Here is a 15,879-nt window from a genome sequence, read left to right on the forward strand (position 1 = left end):
TATACTATTAAATTTGAGCCAGGGCCTTATCCAGTCGCTGCCAGTCAGCTTCAGTAGCGGGTAAACCGAAGCGCAGACTGCTCGGCTCACTGAAAAGTCGGGTCAGGATACCCTGAGCCGCCAGTTTTTCAAAGACATCACTCGCCTTTGCCGAACACACCCATTGAAAAAAAGCGCTGCCCCCGTGTGGAGGGAAATGATGTTGACTCAGTAATGAATGTAAGCGTTGACTATCCTGCAGCAGCCGCTGGCGTGCTTTTTCCTGCCAGTTCTTATCCTGCAGTGCTTGTATGGCCATCCACCGTGCCGGTGTACTGACTGTCCAAGGACCAAGCAGATTGTTGAGCGTCATTAATAATTGCGGCTGCGCACAAACAAAACCTACGCGTGCACCAGCCAACCCAAAGAATTTTCCTAAGGAACGCAACACAATCAGGCCTGGCTTCGCCGTATGGGAGGCAATACTCAATGCAGGGGTGGCATCGATAAACGCTTCATCTACAATTAGCCAACCGCCACGTAGGGCCAGCTGCGCATGCCAGTTAAGTAACTGGGTGATTGAAAATACCTCACCTGTCGGATTATTGGGGTGGATAATGATCAGTACATCAGTATTTGGTAAAACTATATCTATTTGCTCAGGTGTCACCGCCGAGACCGTATGATGGTTATGTTTCCATGCGTGGACATGTTCAGCATAGCCGGGACTCAGTACGCTGACATGTGAAGGTGCACGCAGTTGGGGCAATGCCTGGATAGCCGCCTGTGACCCTGCCACTGGCAAGAGAAACTCTGTTCCATAATAGCGATTGGCAACAGTGTTCAGTTCATCCTCTTCTTCAGGCAATCGCACCCAGCTGGATGCTGGTGGTGTTCTGACAGGCCAACCATTGGCATTGATGCCAGTGGAAAGATCAAGCCAGTTTTCCAATGGGATAGCAAAGCGTGTCGCTGCCGCACGTAAGCGACCTCCATGATGCAACGAACCATGATGATTAAGCTGCTGCCATGCGTTCAAGGAACCATTCTCCTGTGCAGATAATAATCAGCCAGAGTATCAATGCGCGTTTAATCAATACTAACGCACGATCAATGTCGCGAATTTCGGGTACCCGTCCTAATCCCAAAAGGGGACGAGCTTCCAGTTTGCCGTGATAGCGGGCTGGCCCACCGAGTGAAAGACTGAGACTACCTGCACCCGCAGCCATGACTGGCCCTGCATTAGGGCTTTTCCAGATTGTTCCTTGCGTGCGCCAGCATACTAAGGCATGACGCATTTCACCAGTTAGCGCATAACTGAGAGCAGTCAGCCGTGCCGGTATAAAATTCAAGCAATCATCCAGCCGTGCTGCCGCCCAGCCAAAATGATTGTAGCGCGCATTACGATAGCCCCACATGGCATCCAATGTATTGATCAGGCGATAGGCGATGGTACCAGGAGCGCCGGCAACGACAAACCAGAAAATGGCACCAAAGATGGCATCATTGCCATTTTCTAAAACGGACTCAATCGTTGCCTGCGTAACACCGACATGATCCAGCTCAGCTGTATCGCGGCTCACCAGCAAGCCTACCTGTTGGCGTGCAACTACCAGATTATCTGCCAGCAAAGCATGCTTTACCCTGCTGGCATGGGTGCCCAGGCTATTCCAGCCAATTGCAAGATATAATACGAAAGCATCAACGGCAAAATGCCATGGAATAAAATTGATCCACATCATAAGCAAGACCAATGGGACGACCAGCAACAGTACAGCCAAGCTACCATGCAACCTGGCATCTGCATAAAGATAGCGTTCAGTCAACTCAGCCAGTTTGCCAAACCCTGCCAATGGATGAAAACGACGCGGCTCACCGAGCCATGCATCCACTAGCAGTGCAGTCACAACGACCAGAGTGGTACTCATTTTTTAGGTTCAATGCTGCCCCAGGCGTTATGGAAGACCAATTCATCCAATGGACGCTCATCTGCCCACCCTACTAGTTTTAACATCGGAGCAGGATAAAATGCTTCCACATGACCCAGACACAAAATAGCGACCGGTTTGCTGCCCACCGGCATATTCAATAACTGAGCAAGTTGTCCCGGATCAAATAATGAAACCCAGCCCATGCCCAGACCTTCGGCACGAGCAGCCAACCATAAATTCTGAATGGCACATGCTACTGAAGCCAGATCCATTTCTGGCAAGGTGCGGCGGCCGAAGATATGTTGCTCACGTTGATCGCCCAAGGCAGCCACCAGCAGTTCTCCGCATTCACGAATGCCATCGACTTTCAAGCGCATGAATTCATCACTCCGCTCAGCCAGCGCAGTTGCAGTGCGAATACGTTCTTCCTCTACCAGGGATGCCAAGGCATTGCGCAGCTGAGGATCAGTAATCCGTACAAATCGCCAAGGTTGCATCAAGCCGACACTGGGAGCCTGATGTGCAGCAGCGAGCAAGCGCTTCAATACAATCGGATCAACTGGACCAGGAATAAAATGGCGCATATCACGGCGCTCGGCTATCACCCGGTAGATAGCATCTCGTTCTAATTCGTCGAAGGCATGGGGGTAGTTCATGGTGAAAATAATGCAACTGTTACAGTCGGGTTTGAAGGCATGTACCAATGCATAAAGGAAGTAGTTAAACGTCCTAAATGAAATAGCGCTTCAGGCCGAAGTCCTTTTCTTGCTGGTTGTGTCAATGCTGAGGGTTGAATGGCTGTTTCCAAATGTGAATGGTGGAAGGTATGTCCGCGTAACTCTCCTTGTTGAAATCTGGCAGAATGCAGGCCTAAATTAACCAGATTTCGCTGCATAATCGCTTTGCCTGAAAACAAGTTTAGAAAATCAACTGTTTTGCCATGATGATCCGTAAGTGTTGAAAGCAAATAGAGCATGCCGCCACATTCAGCAACAATCGGCTTACCAGCCGCATAATGGGCATGAATGGCTTTGTGCATGCTTTGGTTGGTTGCAAGTTTTTCCATGTATAACTCAGGATAACCACCAGGCAAATAAAGGCTATCTGCTTCAGGTAATGAAGTATCATCAAGTGGCGAAAAAAATTTCAGTTGCGCACCCAGTGCTTTTAACAGATCCAGGTTAGCCTGATAAATAAAACTAAAAGCGGCATCGGTAGCGACTGCAATCCGTATTCCTTTAAGCTCTGGCGTTATGGTGGGTAAATTCTCTGGAGGCATAAAAGTTATGGTAGGCGGTAGTTCATGTAAGCCAGTTAAAGATAAGTATTCAGCTAACTGATCCAGATATTGATCCAAATGATTAATTTGTTTTGCCTGAACTAAACCCAGGTGACGGCTGGGTAATTTTCCGTTTATGTGGCATGGGAGTGAACCAAGCCACGGTAAATATTTTGGCAAGCTCTCTTTGAGCATTTCTTCATGAATAGAGCTTGCAACTTGATTAGCCAATACACCGATAACGTTGCACGAAGGGCGGAAGGTTGCCAGCCCGTGCGCCACAGCACCAAAAGTTTGAGCCATCGCAGCGGCGTCAATGACTGCCAACACTGGAATACCAAATGTTACAGAAAGATCAGCACTGGATGGCTCGCCATCGAAGAGCCCCATGACACCCTCGATTAGAATTAAATCTGCGGTAGTGGCAGCCCGATATAAAAGCTGCTGGCAATGTGATTGACCACACATCCACAAATCCAGCTGATAAACTGGGTGACCAGATGCTTGTTCCAGAATCATCGGATCAAGAAAATCTGGACCAACCTTGAATACACGTACTTCTCGTCCTTGATTTCGATGAAATCGGGCGAGTGCGGCAGTAATTGTTGTTTTACCTTGCCCTGATGCGGGTGCCGCAATAAGCAGCGCTGGGCACTGTTTCACAAATCAATGCCTTTTTGTGCCTGAATGCCAGCCCGATAAGCATGTTTGATATCACGCATTTCAGTTACTGTGTCAGCTGCCTCACAAAGCGCTTCCGGAGCGGCACGTCCAGTAATGACTACATGCTGCATAGGCGGGCGATTCTTCAGATCATTCAGCACCATGGTTAAATCCAACCAGCCAAATTTGATTGGATAAGTTAATTCGTCGAGCACGATCAAATCCAGGGTCGGATCACGCAGCATTTCTTGCACAATAGCCCAGCCGCGTTGGGCCGTTTCAGTATCCCGTGCCAAATCCTGCGTATCCCAAGTAAAACCTTCTCCCAGAACATGCCAGATTACATTTTCCTGGTGCCGAAAAAAAGCTTCTTCGCCGGTATCTTTACGGCTTTTAATGAATTGCGCGACCCCTACCCGCATGCCATGTCCCAGCGCGCGTGCAATCATACCAAATGCCGAGCTGGATTTGCCTTTACCATTGCCGGTAAGAATTAGCAGCAAACCTTTATTCTGATCTGCGCGCGCAATGGCGCTATCGATCACTTCTTTCTTGCGCTGCATGCGCTCGCGGTAGCGCTTTTCCCGTTCTGACTCTGTCTTTTCACTACCCTCTTGGGGGGGAACGCAATGGCATGCAGCTTCGTTCTCATGATCCTCTTCAGAATCTGCCATGATGCTAACCTGCTGAAGTGTCAGGAGAATTGAATTGCTGGCGTAGCGCTACAAATGCAGCATGCATGACTATCGCGATTCCTGCATAAATCAGGAATGATTCAATATACATCGGGAAATACTGGATTGATCGCTCAGCAAATTCAGCCCATGTAGTCGATTCGAAGCGACCGGAGAAAAAATAGAAACCACCACTGGAAAATAATTCGCACAACGTTAAACCTGCCATCATACTGAGAGAAAGTGGCATCAACGTGCGCCAGGAAAATTGATAGTGATGGACATACCAACGACCAGCGAGCCATAATGAAGCATAAGCAGGCAATAAAAACACATAAGCTGGCGTCAAACAGAAACCGCTGACACCCCCCCAGGTATAAGCTGCAAAATCGAGCCAGCCGCCAAGAGCCAGGAAACCAAGTAACGGCCAGGCTGAACGTAAATAGATACCAGCCAGAAAGAAAATGAGCCAGGAAGCATCCGGCAGGTTATGTAATGAGGCAAAATGATGGCCGCGGGTAATTATCATCAATAATGCCAGCGCAAGGCCGATGCCGATTTGATTGCGAGTGGATAAAGTAAACATTTTTTGACTCCTTGTTAAGGTTGATAACGTAAAGTAGCGAAGAAATTACGCCCCGGCTGGTTGAAGAATGCTGCTGTCTCATAGTGTTTGTTAAACAGATTCTCGATACGCCCCAGTATCCGCCAGTGTTTGCTTATTATATATTCAGCGCGTAGATCGAATTTCACATAACTGTCAAGCTTGCGTGTATTAGCCAAATCATCAAAGCGATCTCCTTCAGCCAGAAACATGGCGCCCAACCTGTATTGCCCAAATTGGCGATCAATATCCAGACGAAATGTCTGTTCTGCCCGTCTGGGTAATATATTACCTTTATTGGGTCCATCTGAGCGATTTTCAGGATCCAGAAAAGTCAGATTGCCATTCAGTTGCCAGCCCATAATCTGTGTGCCGAGGACAGCTTCCAGTCCGCGGATACGCGCCTGATCGATATTAGCAGGCGCTAATGTGCTGGCGTCAAACGCAATCAGCTTATCAATGCGGGTTTCATACACATTTAATGACCAATTGCCCCAGTCAAGGTTGCCACGTACACCAAATTCAAAACTTCGTGACTCCTCCGGGCGCAGATTGGCATTGCCAAAGCCTGGAAAAAAGAGCTCGTTAAAGGTAGGCGCTTTAAAAGCACTGCCAAAACTGGCAAGCAGACGTACCTTGTCAGTGATGGCATAACCCCAGCCGGCACCTCCGGTAACACGGCTGCCAAATTGCTGATTGTCATCATGCCGCAGTGATAACTGCACGTTATGTGCCGCAATAGAAGCCAGATGCTGGGCAAAAACACCCCAATTGCTGCGTGAGTTCACGGTAAAAGCTTCTGTGCTGTTGACCTGATCGTGCTGATAATCCGTGCCTACTGTCAATTGATGATTCTGATGCAACATAAAATTATTTTGCCAGGTAACGGTGTCACGCGTTGTATCAAAGCGAGTCATAAAAACCTTGCCTAGAAAATTATTCGAGTCATCCCGAGTACGACCTGCAATAATATTTACCCGCCAAAAATCAAAGGGCGAGAAACGCGCTGACCCGCCAAAGACCTGTTGTGCAATGACAGCTTTGTTGACAAAACTGCCATCAAACTCGGTTTTACCCGCTGAATGCATAAAATTACCCTCGATTTCTAATCCGTTCTGGAAACGATATCCTGCACGTGCAGAACCGGCTACATTGCGATAACCATCCCGATCAGGCTCAATAGTAAAACATCCCGCAGTCTCCGAGCCGGTACAGGCATTAAAACCGCTTGTCCCGATACCACTCACCGTCATATTGAACCAACCCTGCTTGCCACCGCCTGAAAGCCCGACCGAACCATTCAGCGTACTGAAGCTACCACCACCAAAACTAAAGCTCGGCTTAATCCCCTCACCCACACCTTTGCGAGTAAAAATCTGAATGACGCCACCGATCGCTTCGGAGCCATACAAACTGGAACGCGGACCGCGCACAATTTCAATGCGCTCAATCTGTTCAACAGGGATATTTTCAAATGCCGTCGTGCCCGATGTGGCCGATCCAGCCTTGATGCCGTCGATCAATACCAAGATATGATCAGACTCAGTCCCGCGCATACGCAAAAAAGTACCTTTACCCGGACCACCATCATTCTCAACATTGATGCCCAGTACACCACGGAACAAATCCTCGAGTGATCTTGCCTGTTGGCGCTCGATATCTTTGCGCGAGATCACAGTCACCGAAGCAAGCGATTCTTCTGTCGTCTGGGCAGTACGCGTTGCGGTGACGATGATAGGCTTTCCTTGATGATCTATATTTTCAGCCAAGACAGTGGTAGCTGCAGTCGTAGCTGCACCTAGCCATAGCACAGCCATTGCCGATAACCGGCATTTTTGCATGATCTTATTCCTCCGCGCACACCCGCGCGTTGTTAGGTTAACAGGTCCGTCTTGCAGAGGAATTGAGTAATAGACAAGCAGATCGGCTTTGAAAAAAGCCAATCAAAGTGCCGGTTATCGCCCTCCGCAATAACATAGTATTTACTTCAGGCCGGTCTCCGGACTCATGAGCGGAATTCATTCCTGATCTACGCCTTCCCATGTCATCACACAGTGGCATAATATAGATCGCTAACTCATTTACCGTTGCGGGGGCAGTGCCGGTATTGCTCGAATTAAATCAGAGCGCACCAGCTTCCCGTTTAACCTTCAAGATAAAAAATTCAAGAAGGCACCTGAGGTAAGTGGCGCGCAGAGTATCTAATTAGGAAAGGGGTGTCAAGTTTTGCGGGATGAGAACAGTCTAGTGAACTTGTCATTCGAGCCTGATCTTTTGATTTCTGGGTAGACAGAGTCATGGATAGCGGTAATGCCTGAGCATGAGTTTGTCATGTACTTAATCCAAAAGCCGTGATCTATTTATCATATTTGTGGATCTAACAAAGTTTGTTATGATGAAAACTGAATCGACGCAATTCTATAAACATAAGAAGATAGCATGCAACTTGTCGTGTTAGGTTTCATTTTTGATGTCAATATTGCGTCAATTTGGAGGTTCAATTCTAGATGATGGTTACACTCTCTGCAAAAATAGAGTCAGGTCACTTAACCATCCATAGTAAGTGGATGGTTGCGCAATCGATGTATGCTAAAGGCAAAAGCTTTCTTGGTGCAGCTATCTTATTGCGCCAACAGGGTGGCTATGAATATGTCGTGCTTCACCTTATTTGTCAAGGAATTGAAATCATATTGAAGGCATTACTACTTTTTAGGAACTACGACAAATACCGAAACCAGCTCAGGAAACCGCTTGGTCACAATTTGAAAAAATTGACTGATGCTTCGCAGTCGGAGTTTGGAGTTAAGCCAATATCTAATGCGCTCGCTAGAGAGTTGGAAACATTGAATTCGCTTTACTCGAATCACTGGCTTAGGTATGGCTCGTTCTATGACGTTCTTGTCGCACCCCACACGATTCCAAGCACTTTTACATTACGGAAAATAACTGCTGTTATTAAGCTCGCTGAACGCCATGTTGCTGCTGCATCATCCAACATCTAATTCCATTTCTAAATCAAACTTGTTTTTATCGGCTTCTCCTTGTCGCGTGCAGAAAAAGGTGTCAGTCATTGCATAGTGCAAAAAATCTATTTAGGCAATAATACTTTTATTGGTGAAGTACAAAAACATATTAGTTTGAACCAAGGTGATAGCATTCATATTACCAAGCGATCGAAGAAAACGCCCAAGAAACCAATGGACAAAATTGTTGCCGGCATTACTGATAGAGGAGAGGCAATGAATGCGATATACAAAACGGGACATTACACAATGTTTGAAATTGCAACGTATTTTAATGTCCATTACAGTACTGTTAGTCGATTAATTCGTTCATTTCACAAGATGCAATGACTGACACCTTTTTCGACACCTTTTTCCTCCGACTAATCAACCAGAATAACTGGTCGCTGCGCTGGACCGATAATCAGGTGGGTAAAAGAAGTGTAAACATCACGAAATTCACGATAAAGGTGAGTGTTGCCAATTAGTCGATCCGCCCGCTTAATACAATGCTTTTCCTTGGCATCACTATCGATGGCGCGGCCAAGGCCTGTTATCGACAGGTGTCTACTCTCTATGGTTGCCAAGACTGCAATCGATAACACATTACGGTGGGCAGCGTGCATCCAGGCACAGGTGTTAGCAAGGATTTTGTGAGATATTTTCTTGACATGCATGGTGAGGTCTCATTGTCGATGTCGATATCACGATCAGATCTACAAGCACCATGTATGTTCCCCATTTATTAATAGAAAACTTTGATAATTTGTTGAAACTACTTACTTATTCGTGGGGATTCCTCAGACTCTGACCCCAGTTATTTACGAGGCAAGCGATGCAAATGAGGAGAAAGAACATAACAAACAGGTCAACAAAGACGCTTCGCGTTGACGCGCTCGCGCCTGTTACCTAAAACATTAAATGCAAAAAAGGGAGTCCAACAATGCGCTCCCTTGTTTACAAACGGTGGTCTATAACCACTTATCAGTATCTTCGGTCTCTGGTGTTTTCAAAATATTTTTTGCTTTTCTTTCTCTATATCTACGTCCCCTTGACCTTCGGTCTCCGATGTTTTCGAAATTTTTGCGAGTATTTGATCTGCAGCTTCTTTTGCTTGCTCGTTTAGTTTTTGCTTTTCTTTCTCTATATCTACGCCTCCTCGAGAAACAATGTCATTGATTTTTGCCCATGAGCCAACATCATGAGGAGTCACGTGTGCATCTTTACGCGCTTCGTTAATTGCTTTAGCTGTGACAATATTTGCTACGCTTGTGTCGTATTCATTCTCGAGATTAGTGTATGCACTCATCTCGTGTAGTATGCGACCAGTACCGGTACTTTTAGTCATTGTGTACTCCTTTGTTCAATCCGGTTCAATCAGAATTAAGTTGAGCTTTAATTGCTTGATAAACTTTGTAAAATGAAGAAATGTCGTTAGCTGTAACACTTAGCCCTGACTCACCTAACAGTGAAGCTATAGCGTTAGGTGAAAAACCAGTGTCTAACAAATCAATGATTTTTAATATGTTATTTATATTTACAGGTGGTTTTATCGGCATTTTTTTATTGATTAGGCTGCTTTCCCCCTCAATACGTTTCAAACGTTGTGAAACTGCGGGTGCACTAATACCAAAAGATTCAGCAATTGCTTTTTGAGGAATGCCTTGTTCAGTAAGTAGTTTGATTGCCTGATTTTTTTCAGCCTTGCTAAGATTGGTAAAATCATTGGATACAAAAACTACTTGATTTTGATGCTCGGCAATCACTTTGGATACAATACAAGCTACAGCACCACTAACAGCCCAAGGTATCATAATAATCCTAATTAATGAAAAATGCTTAATTAATGTTAATTAAGGTTTGTTTGTAAGTCAAGGCATTTAATAAGGGCAATCAAAGAATACAGACTTGGGGTCAGGCCTTACAGTTGACATCACTCTCCTTGCGGTTTAATCTTCAATAAATCTATATATAATGCGCAAATGGCTAGACCTTACGAAAAAAGGGTGTCAATCATTGTATCTTGCGCGGACAAAAGAGGACGCTACCTGAGGCATCCCAGTATTTTCTGCGTGGTTTTGCTCTTCTCTTATAAAATAAATCCATTTTTCGTTCTGCAAGTCCGTATAATACGAAATCCCTGCATCCAACCAATCACTGCAGCGGTCTTTCTTCTCATCTGATGATCAATCCGATATTTTTTGATGTCGAGTATTACTGATCCTTTATTCGTCTGCCTCGATTGGTGCTACTTATGAGTAACAGGCCGTCGCAGGAGTATTACCTTGTCTGTTCAACCAAAAACTCTAGAAACAACCCCTATCACCTCTACTTTCAACGAACTGGGATTAAGTGAGCCCATCTTGCGCGCTATTGCCGACGCTGGCTACATCACGCCTACACCCATCCAGCTCAAAGCTATTCCGCAAATATTGTGCGGTAGCGACCTGCTTGCTGGCGCGCAAACCGGTACCGGCAAAACTGCCGGCTTCACATTACCCATCCTGCAATTACTGAGTCAGAAGAAAGCTGCCAGCTTGGCAAAAGGCCGTCCACGCTGTCTAATCTTGACACCCACGCGCGAATTAGCCGCACAAGTAGAAGAATCGGTCAAAACCTATGGCAAATATCTGTCGCTTACTTCCAGCGTCATATTTGGCGGGGTAAACATCAACCCGCAAATTACGCGCTTGCGCAAGCCACTGGATATCCTGGTCGCCACCCCTGGCCGTCTGCTCGACCACATTAGCCAGAGAACGCTGGATTTATCCGGCATTGAGATTCTCGTGCTGGATGAAGCTGACCGCATGCTGGATATGGGTTTCATCCACGATATTAAAAAAATTCTTGCATTGCTGCCTGAACAAAGGCAGAGCCTACTGTTCTCCGCCACCTTCTCAGACGAAATCAGGGCATTGGCCGCTACTCTGCTAGGGAATCCAGCTTTTGTTGAAGTGGCACGCCGCAACACTGCCTCGGAACTGGTCGAGCAAACGGTGCATTTAGTGGACCAAAGCCATAAACGTGATCTGATGAGCTATCTGATCAAATATCATAACTGGCAACAAGTGCTGGTTTTTACCCGTACCAAGCATGGCGCCAATCGCTTGGCAGAGAAGCTGATCAAAGATGGGATCGAAGCTGCCGCGATTCATGGCAACAAGAGTCAAGGCGCCCGCACCAAAGCACTATCCCAATTCAAGCAAGGAACCGTACAGGTGCTGGTTGCAACCGATATCGCCGCACGCGGGCTGGATATCGACCAACTGTCGCAAGTGGTAAATTATGAACTGCCGAATGTCCCTCAGGATTATGTGCACCGCATTGGCCGCACTGGCCGTGCAGGTAGCCCTGGTGCAGCGATATCGCTGGTAGACCGTGAAGAAATGAAATACCTTCGCGACATAGAGCAGTTGATAAAACGTGAGCTTCCCAAAACAACTGCCGCAGGCTTTGTCGCACCTGCCAAAATTGAACCTGAAGCACCCAGGCCATCCAGCCAACAACGACGCGTCACCAATCAAGGCAAGAAGCCACATCAGATCAAGTGCAAAGCAGGGGAGCGCGCTAAGCAAGCGGCAAATAGTCGCGCGGAAAATGAACGCCCGGAACAACCCAAACAACACAACCCAAACCGTACCCCCCGTTCAAAACCAGCAGCCACTCAGCAGCGCTCAAACAATGCGCAGAACTCACCCAAGAAACAACCTGCCCGAAAAATGTCTGAAGCTGCACGCCATCAAGCCATGCCCCAGACAACCTGGTTTTCGCCAAAATCAAGCCACCATTCAGGCAATCGCGGGCGTTAATCGATGAGAATTTGGGTAGATGCCGATGCTTGCCCTGTCGTCATTAAGGAAATTTTGTTTCGTGCAGCAGAACGCACCCAAATTGTGACCACACTGATTGCCAACAAACCGCTACGTGTCCCACCATCACCTTATATCAAGGCGCAACAGGTACCAAGCGGCTTTGATGTGGCGGATAACAAGATCATATTGGCACTGCAAGCAGGTGATCTGGTCATCACTGCCGACATCCCGCTTGCGGCACAGGTAATTGCAGCGGGCGGTCATGCCCTCAACCCGCGCGGCGAACTCTACACCACCGACAACATCAAGGAGCGCCTTGCCATGCGCAATTTTATGGAAGAATTACGCAACAGCGGAGTGGATATTGGAGGGCCCTCTTCCTTTAGCCAGGCTGATCGTCAAGTATTTGCTTCGAAACTCGATTGGTTGTTGGCGCACTATTTCAGATCCCCTACTCCATGAATTGCAATGCAATTAACCATGTGCAAAATATTCTGCACGAATCAAGTTATCTGTTTGAGCTGGCCAGCTGATTGACAGCAGTTTTTAATTGCGCTGCCACAGCATCAACTGTGATCACCTCAAAAACCCAAGGTATTTCAACAGCTGTCAGCGGCGCCTACCCTTATTACTCTCCTTCTTCATTCCTTGGGCGCCCTAATGGACGATAACGCAACAATCTAACCGCAATCTTTTCCAATCCTCGAATAATGCACACAAAGGGTCGGATCTTGCTTTTTGCAGCACTAGGTGAATACTGACATGTAAAAGTTTAGATTTAATCTGACGAATTCAAAAAAAGGTGTCAGTCATTGCATAGTGCATGAAGTGGATGAAGCGCATTTAGGATACGCAGCAAACACGTGATTAGGTCTTGTTTTTGCAGCACTAAGCAAATACTGACAGTCAAAAAATAAAACCTCGTATATTGATTCTGCCGATGAAAAAACACTGCAATAGTAGTGTTGAACAGGCTGAACCGTAAGACACCGACAAGACTTTAGGTGTATGAGCCTGTGGGTCAGATAGGTGCTACGGTTCATTTCTCGTTCAATCAAACCGAACGGTAACTTGGGTTGACTGCTAGACAGATAAAACCTGCATACGAGGAAGGTACAAATGATGAATGAAACAGCCTGTGTGGGCTGGCATTGATGTAGCCAAGCGTAAATTCGATATAGCATTACTCATCAACAACAAAATCAGAACCAAAGTGTTTGGCAATACGCCTGCAGGCTACAAGGCTTTTACAGATTGGCTTAGTGAGCGTGGCACAATATTCAACACTTGTAATTCAAAACAGTATCTGACTCCATCCTATTTTTTTGGCGCAATAACGATTGTGCCCTACGCTTGCGGTTTTCAACAGGTCGGAGGCAGTGGATTCTTTATTTGAGGAAAAGAACGATAACCAAAGCATATGTCGGATGGTGCCACGCTTATCCGACCTACGCGAGCTTTGCCATTGACCAAGCAGGATCGCCTTGAACATCATCAGCGCGTTAAACGGCTCCTGTCCCCCATCTTTCGATAGGTCGCGTTTATAGATACCTCTAAGATTCAGTCGTAACTCCTCTCAATCAATCAGTGCATCAATCTTCATCAGTACACTGTCTTGCTTTAGGCGTTGCACCAGTTCTATTGAGCCAAAACTCATCTGCATCTTCTACTCCAACTGCCTTTACCTCTCGCCATTTTAATTATTTATTTGGCTAACGGGTAAGTTGTGCAGGAGTTTTAAAAAGTTTATTTATCACTTTGTTCGTCTTGTCTGCTGTACCGGAGTACGATGTACCAAGGTACGATAGACAAAAGATGTACGATTTATCAATATCACACCACAGCAAGCAATTCAATAAGATTCTCCGGGTTGTGCAGAGGTCTTAAATTGATTACTACTCCAAAATTTGATGAATAGTTCGGTAAACTGAATCTGGCAATCCGCAATAAATTGCTGTCTCGCATTAATCAAGTTCAAGTTGGTAATTCTGGTAATTCGTTTGAAATGTTACATCGAAATATTTTAGAAGCATCACTAACTAACTGGAGGCTTTATGGCACTTATTATTGGTACTGATGGCAACGATACGCTGACCGGAACTGCGGATAGTGACACGCTGACGGGCTTAGCAGGCAAGGATACGTTGTTTGGCGGTCCTGGCAATGACACACTTGATGGTGGCGCAAACAATGACATACTCAATGGCGGTGCTGGAGCCGATACCATGAGCGGTGGACTCAACAATGACGTTTATATTGTTAATAATACTGGTGACGTTGTCATTGAAAATTTCAAAGAAGGCACCGACAAGGTCAACAGCAGCATAACCTACGCATTATCAGCCAATGTGGAGAATCTCGCCCTGACAGGTACATCAGCCATCAACGGTACCGGCAATGATCTCGATAACATATTGATAGGCAATTCGGCGGCTAATCAGCTGAATGGTGACGCAGGTAATGATAGGCTCAATGGCGGTGCTGGAGCCGATACCATGAGCGGTGGACTCGGCAATGACATTTATACGGTTGATAATACTGGTGACGTTATCACTGAAAATCTCAATGAAGGCATCGACAACGTCAACAGCAGCGTAACCTACGCACTATCAGCCAATGTGGAGAATCTCACCCTGACAGGTACATTGGCCATTAACGGTACCGGTAATGACCTGGCTAATAGCATCACTGGAAATACCGCTGACAATCAATTAGATGGGGGTGCTGGAGCCGATACCACGAGCGGCGGACTCGGCAATGACGTTTATATTGTTGATAATACTGGTGATGTTGTCACTGAAAATCTCAATGAAGGCACCGACACGGTCAACAGCAGCGTAACCTATGCACTATCAGCTAATGTAGAGAATTTAACCCTGACAGGTACATCCGCCATCGACGGTACCGGCAATGACCTGGCTAACTTATTGAAGGGCAATTCAGCGGCTAATCAGCTGAATGGTGGCGCAGGTAATGATAGGCTCAATGGCGGTGCTGGAGCCGATACCATGGACGGTGGACTCGGCAATGACATTTATACGGTTGATAACACTGGTGACGTTATCACTGAAAATCTCAATGAAGGCATCGACAACGTCAACAGCAGCGTAACCTACGCACTATCAGCCAATGTGGAGAATCTCACCCTGACAGGTACATTGGCCATCAATGGTACCGGCAATGACCTGGCTAATAGAATCACTGGAAATACCGCTGACAATCAGTTAGATGGAGGTGCGGGTAACGACATCCTCGATGGGAAAACTGGCACTAATACGCTAACGGGTGGGGCAGATAAGGATATCTTCAAATTCACCACCGCCGGTCATAGTGACACGATCACTGATTTCACTGTAAGTGATGACACTATCATGCTTGAGAATGGTGTTTTTACTTCATTAACGACCACCGGGAGATTGGCTGCCGATCAGTTCACAATTGGTTCCCAAGCATTGGACGCGAATGATTTCATCATATACAACGATGCAACAGGGGCATTATTATACGATGCGGATGGCAGCGGTGCTGATGCTGCAGTACAAATTGCTACGGTTGGTACTGGTCTAGCCATGACCAATGCGGATATTGTGGTGATTTAGCCAAACAAGCCAGCTAATTAGAAGTTAACAATCAGACGATACTTTCCTAATTCTTTATATACAGGAATTAGGAATTTAAAAACCCCCGGCAAAACCGGGGACTTGATATGGGAAGCATCCTCCTTTCAATAGCTTTAATTCAAAGTACACGCCTCAGTTCTGAACACTTTTTCCATTAATGAATAAAAATAGGTGTCTACCATTGAATTTGTGGATGACACCCATTATTAAGAAGCGTAGCATAACTTATTGATGGGGGTGTGGCTCAAGGTGTCCGTTGTGGATAATTCCGACTAACTCGGCACTGAAATGCCGCCCCTGTCGTCCGCATCATCC

The 15,879-nt window shown here is 46.4% G+C and carries 16 protein-coding genes and 1 riboswitch; of the genes, 6 read left to right on the forward strand and 10 right to left on the reverse strand.

Features of this window, described 5'->3' with window-relative positions; all coding sequences use genetic code 11:
* Positions 1-7: 7 nt before the first annotated feature.
* From cobD to btuB, 7 genes are read right to left on the reverse strand one after another with little or no spacing between them, the layout of a single operon-like run.
* On the reverse strand, positions 8-1,018 hold the full coding sequence (cobD, locus tag BLV54_RS07440) for a threonine-phosphate decarboxylase CobD (protein WP_176969707.1): 1,011 nt from the start codon (positions 1,016-1,018) through the stop codon (positions 8-10).
* Entirely contained in the window at positions 996-1,907 is a 912-nt protein-coding gene (gene cbiB / locus BLV54_RS07445; protein WP_090569992.1) for an adenosylcobinamide-phosphate synthase CbiB, read from the reverse strand. Before cbiB ends, cobD begins: the two co-directional genes overlap by 23 nt.
* Complete coding sequence (gene bluB / locus BLV54_RS07450) at positions 1,904-2,566, reverse strand: 5,6-dimethylbenzimidazole synthase (RefSeq protein ID WP_090569995.1); 663 nt, start codon at positions 2,564-2,566, stop codon at positions 1,904-1,906. The genes cbiB and bluB overlap by 4 nt, the downstream gene beginning before the upstream one ends.
* Positions 2,563-3,852, reverse strand: coding sequence for a cobyrinic acid a,c-diamide synthase CobB (locus tag BLV54_RS07455; RefSeq protein ID WP_218132346.1), 1,290 nt, complete (start codon positions 3,850-3,852; stop codon positions 2,563-2,565). The genes bluB and BLV54_RS07455 overlap by 4 nt, the downstream gene beginning before the upstream one ends.
* Positions 3,849-4,526, reverse strand: a complete 678-nt coding sequence (cobO, locus tag BLV54_RS07460; RefSeq protein WP_090569999.1) for a cob(I)yrinic acid a,c-diamide adenosyltransferase — start codon at positions 4,524-4,526, stop codon at positions 3,849-3,851. Before cobO ends, BLV54_RS07455 begins: the two co-directional genes overlap by 4 nt.
* Positions 4,527-4,530: 4 nt before the next feature.
* Positions 4,531-5,112, reverse strand: coding sequence for a hypothetical protein (locus BLV54_RS07465; RefSeq protein ID WP_090570002.1), 582 nt, complete (start codon positions 5,110-5,112; stop codon positions 4,531-4,533).
* 14 nt (positions 5,113-5,126) lie between these two features.
* A complete protein-coding gene (btuB, locus tag BLV54_RS07470; protein ID WP_090570005.1) occupies positions 5,127-6,971 on the reverse strand; it encodes a TonB-dependent vitamin B12 receptor in 1,845 nt (614 codons plus the stop codon).
* A 131-nt stretch (positions 6,972-7,102) separates the two neighbouring features.
* Positions 7,103-7,325, reverse strand: a riboswitch (cobalamin riboswitch).
* Between the two features lie 312 nt (positions 7,326-7,637).
* On the opposite strand from btuB, the gene BLV54_RS07475 reads away from it, so the two are divergent.
* On the forward strand, positions 7,638-8,132 hold the full coding sequence (locus BLV54_RS07475) for a HEPN domain-containing protein (protein ID WP_090570007.1): 495 nt from the start codon (positions 7,638-7,640) through the stop codon (positions 8,130-8,132).
* A 39-nt stretch (positions 8,133-8,171) separates the two neighbouring features.
* Positions 8,172-8,483, forward strand: a complete 312-nt coding sequence (locus tag BLV54_RS07480; protein WP_143032448.1) for a hypothetical protein — start codon at positions 8,172-8,174, stop codon at positions 8,481-8,483.
* A 32-nt stretch (positions 8,484-8,515) separates the two neighbouring features.
* Here BLV54_RS07480 and BLV54_RS07485 read toward each other — a convergent pair whose 3' ends face one another.
* From BLV54_RS07485 to BLV54_RS07495, 3 genes are all read right to left on the reverse strand, one after another.
* On the reverse strand, positions 8,516-8,809 hold the full coding sequence (locus tag BLV54_RS07485) for a hypothetical protein (protein ID WP_090570013.1): 294 nt from the start codon (positions 8,807-8,809) through the stop codon (positions 8,516-8,518).
* A 332-nt stretch (positions 8,810-9,141) separates the two neighbouring features.
* Positions 9,142-9,480 carry a hypothetical protein gene (locus BLV54_RS07490; protein WP_090570016.1) on the reverse strand — a complete coding sequence of 113 codons (339 nt, stop codon included), beginning with the start codon at positions 9,478-9,480 and terminating at the stop codon, positions 9,142-9,144.
* A 25-nt stretch (positions 9,481-9,505) separates the two neighbouring features.
* A complete protein-coding gene (locus BLV54_RS07495) occupies positions 9,506-9,946 on the reverse strand; it encodes a helix-turn-helix domain-containing protein (RefSeq protein WP_090570018.1) in 441 nt (146 codons plus the stop codon).
* 471 nt (positions 9,947-10,417) lie between these two features.
* On the opposite strand from BLV54_RS07495, the gene BLV54_RS07500 reads away from it, so the two are divergent.
* The 4 genes from BLV54_RS07500 to BLV54_RS07515 all read left to right on the forward strand — a co-directional run bounded on the left by BLV54_RS07500 (position 10,418) and on the right by BLV54_RS07515 (position 15,543).
* A complete protein-coding gene (locus tag BLV54_RS07500) occupies positions 10,418-11,941 on the forward strand; it encodes a DEAD/DEAH box helicase (RefSeq protein ID WP_090570020.1) in 1,524 nt (507 codons plus the stop codon).
* A gap of 3 nt (positions 11,942-11,944) precedes the next feature.
* Complete coding sequence (locus BLV54_RS07505) at positions 11,945-12,406, forward strand: YaiI/YqxD family protein (protein WP_090570023.1); 462 nt, start codon at positions 11,945-11,947, stop codon at positions 12,404-12,406.
* Positions 12,407-13,070: 664 nt separating this feature from the next.
* The gene (locus BLV54_RS16040; protein ID WP_176969708.1) at positions 13,071-13,340 is read left to right on the forward strand and encodes a hypothetical protein; all 270 of its coding nucleotides are present in this window, start codon (positions 13,071-13,073) and stop codon (positions 13,338-13,340) included.
* A 658-nt stretch (positions 13,341-13,998) separates the two neighbouring features.
* Positions 13,999-15,543 carry a beta strand repeat-containing protein gene (locus BLV54_RS07515; protein ID WP_090570026.1) on the forward strand — a complete coding sequence of 515 codons (1,545 nt, stop codon included), beginning with the start codon at positions 13,999-14,001 and terminating at the stop codon, positions 15,541-15,543.
* The last annotated feature ends 336 nt before the right edge of the window (positions 15,544-15,879 follow it).

Source organism: Nitrosomonas sp. Nm33, assembly GCF_900107265.1.
In the GTDB taxonomy this organism is placed as follows: domain Bacteria; phylum Pseudomonadota; class Gammaproteobacteria; order Burkholderiales; family Nitrosomonadaceae; genus Nitrosomonas.

What these genes read in the sequence shown, in the direction of transcription:
- cbiB (WP_090569992.1), bottom strand. Translation starts at nt 1,907, where the DNA reads ATGAGTACCACTCTGGTCGTTGTGACTGCACTGCTAGTGGATGCATGG.
- bluB (WP_090569995.1), bottom strand. Translation starts at nt 2,566, where the DNA reads ATGAACTACCCCCATGCCTTCGACGAATTAGAACGAGATGCTATCTAC.
- cobO (WP_090569999.1), bottom strand. Translation starts at nt 4,526, where the DNA reads ATGGCAGATTCTGAAGAGGATCATGAGAACGAAGCTGCATGCCATTGC.
- BLV54_RS07465 (WP_090570002.1), bottom strand. Translation starts at nt 5,112, where the DNA reads ATGTTTACTTTATCCACTCGCAATCAAATCGGCATCGGCCTTGCGCTG.
- btuB (WP_090570005.1), bottom strand. Translation starts at nt 6,971, where the DNA reads ATGCAAAAATGCCGGTTATCGGCAATGGCTGTGCTATGGCTAGGTGCA.
- BLV54_RS07475 (WP_090570007.1), top strand. Translation starts at nt 7,638, where the DNA reads ATGATGGTTACACTCTCTGCAAAAATAGAGTCAGGTCACTTAACCATC.
- BLV54_RS07485 (WP_090570013.1), bottom strand. Translation starts at nt 8,809, where the DNA reads ATGCATGTCAAGAAAATATCTCACAAAATCCTTGCTAACACCTGTGCC.
- BLV54_RS07490 (WP_090570016.1), bottom strand. Translation starts at nt 9,480, where the DNA reads ATGACTAAAAGTACCGGTACTGGTCGCATACTACACGAGATGAGTGCA.
- BLV54_RS07495 (WP_090570018.1), bottom strand. Translation starts at nt 9,946, where the DNA reads ATGATACCTTGGGCTGTTAGTGGTGCTGTAGCTTGTATTGTATCCAAA.
- BLV54_RS07505 (WP_090570023.1), top strand. Translation starts at nt 11,945, where the DNA reads ATGAGAATTTGGGTAGATGCCGATGCTTGCCCTGTCGTCATTAAGGAA.
- BLV54_RS16040 (WP_176969708.1), top strand. Translation starts at nt 13,071, where the DNA reads ATGAAACAGCCTGTGTGGGCTGGCATTGATGTAGCCAAGCGTAAATTC.
- BLV54_RS07515 (WP_090570026.1), top strand. Translation starts at nt 13,999, where the DNA reads ATGGCACTTATTATTGGTACTGATGGCAACGATACGCTGACCGGAACT.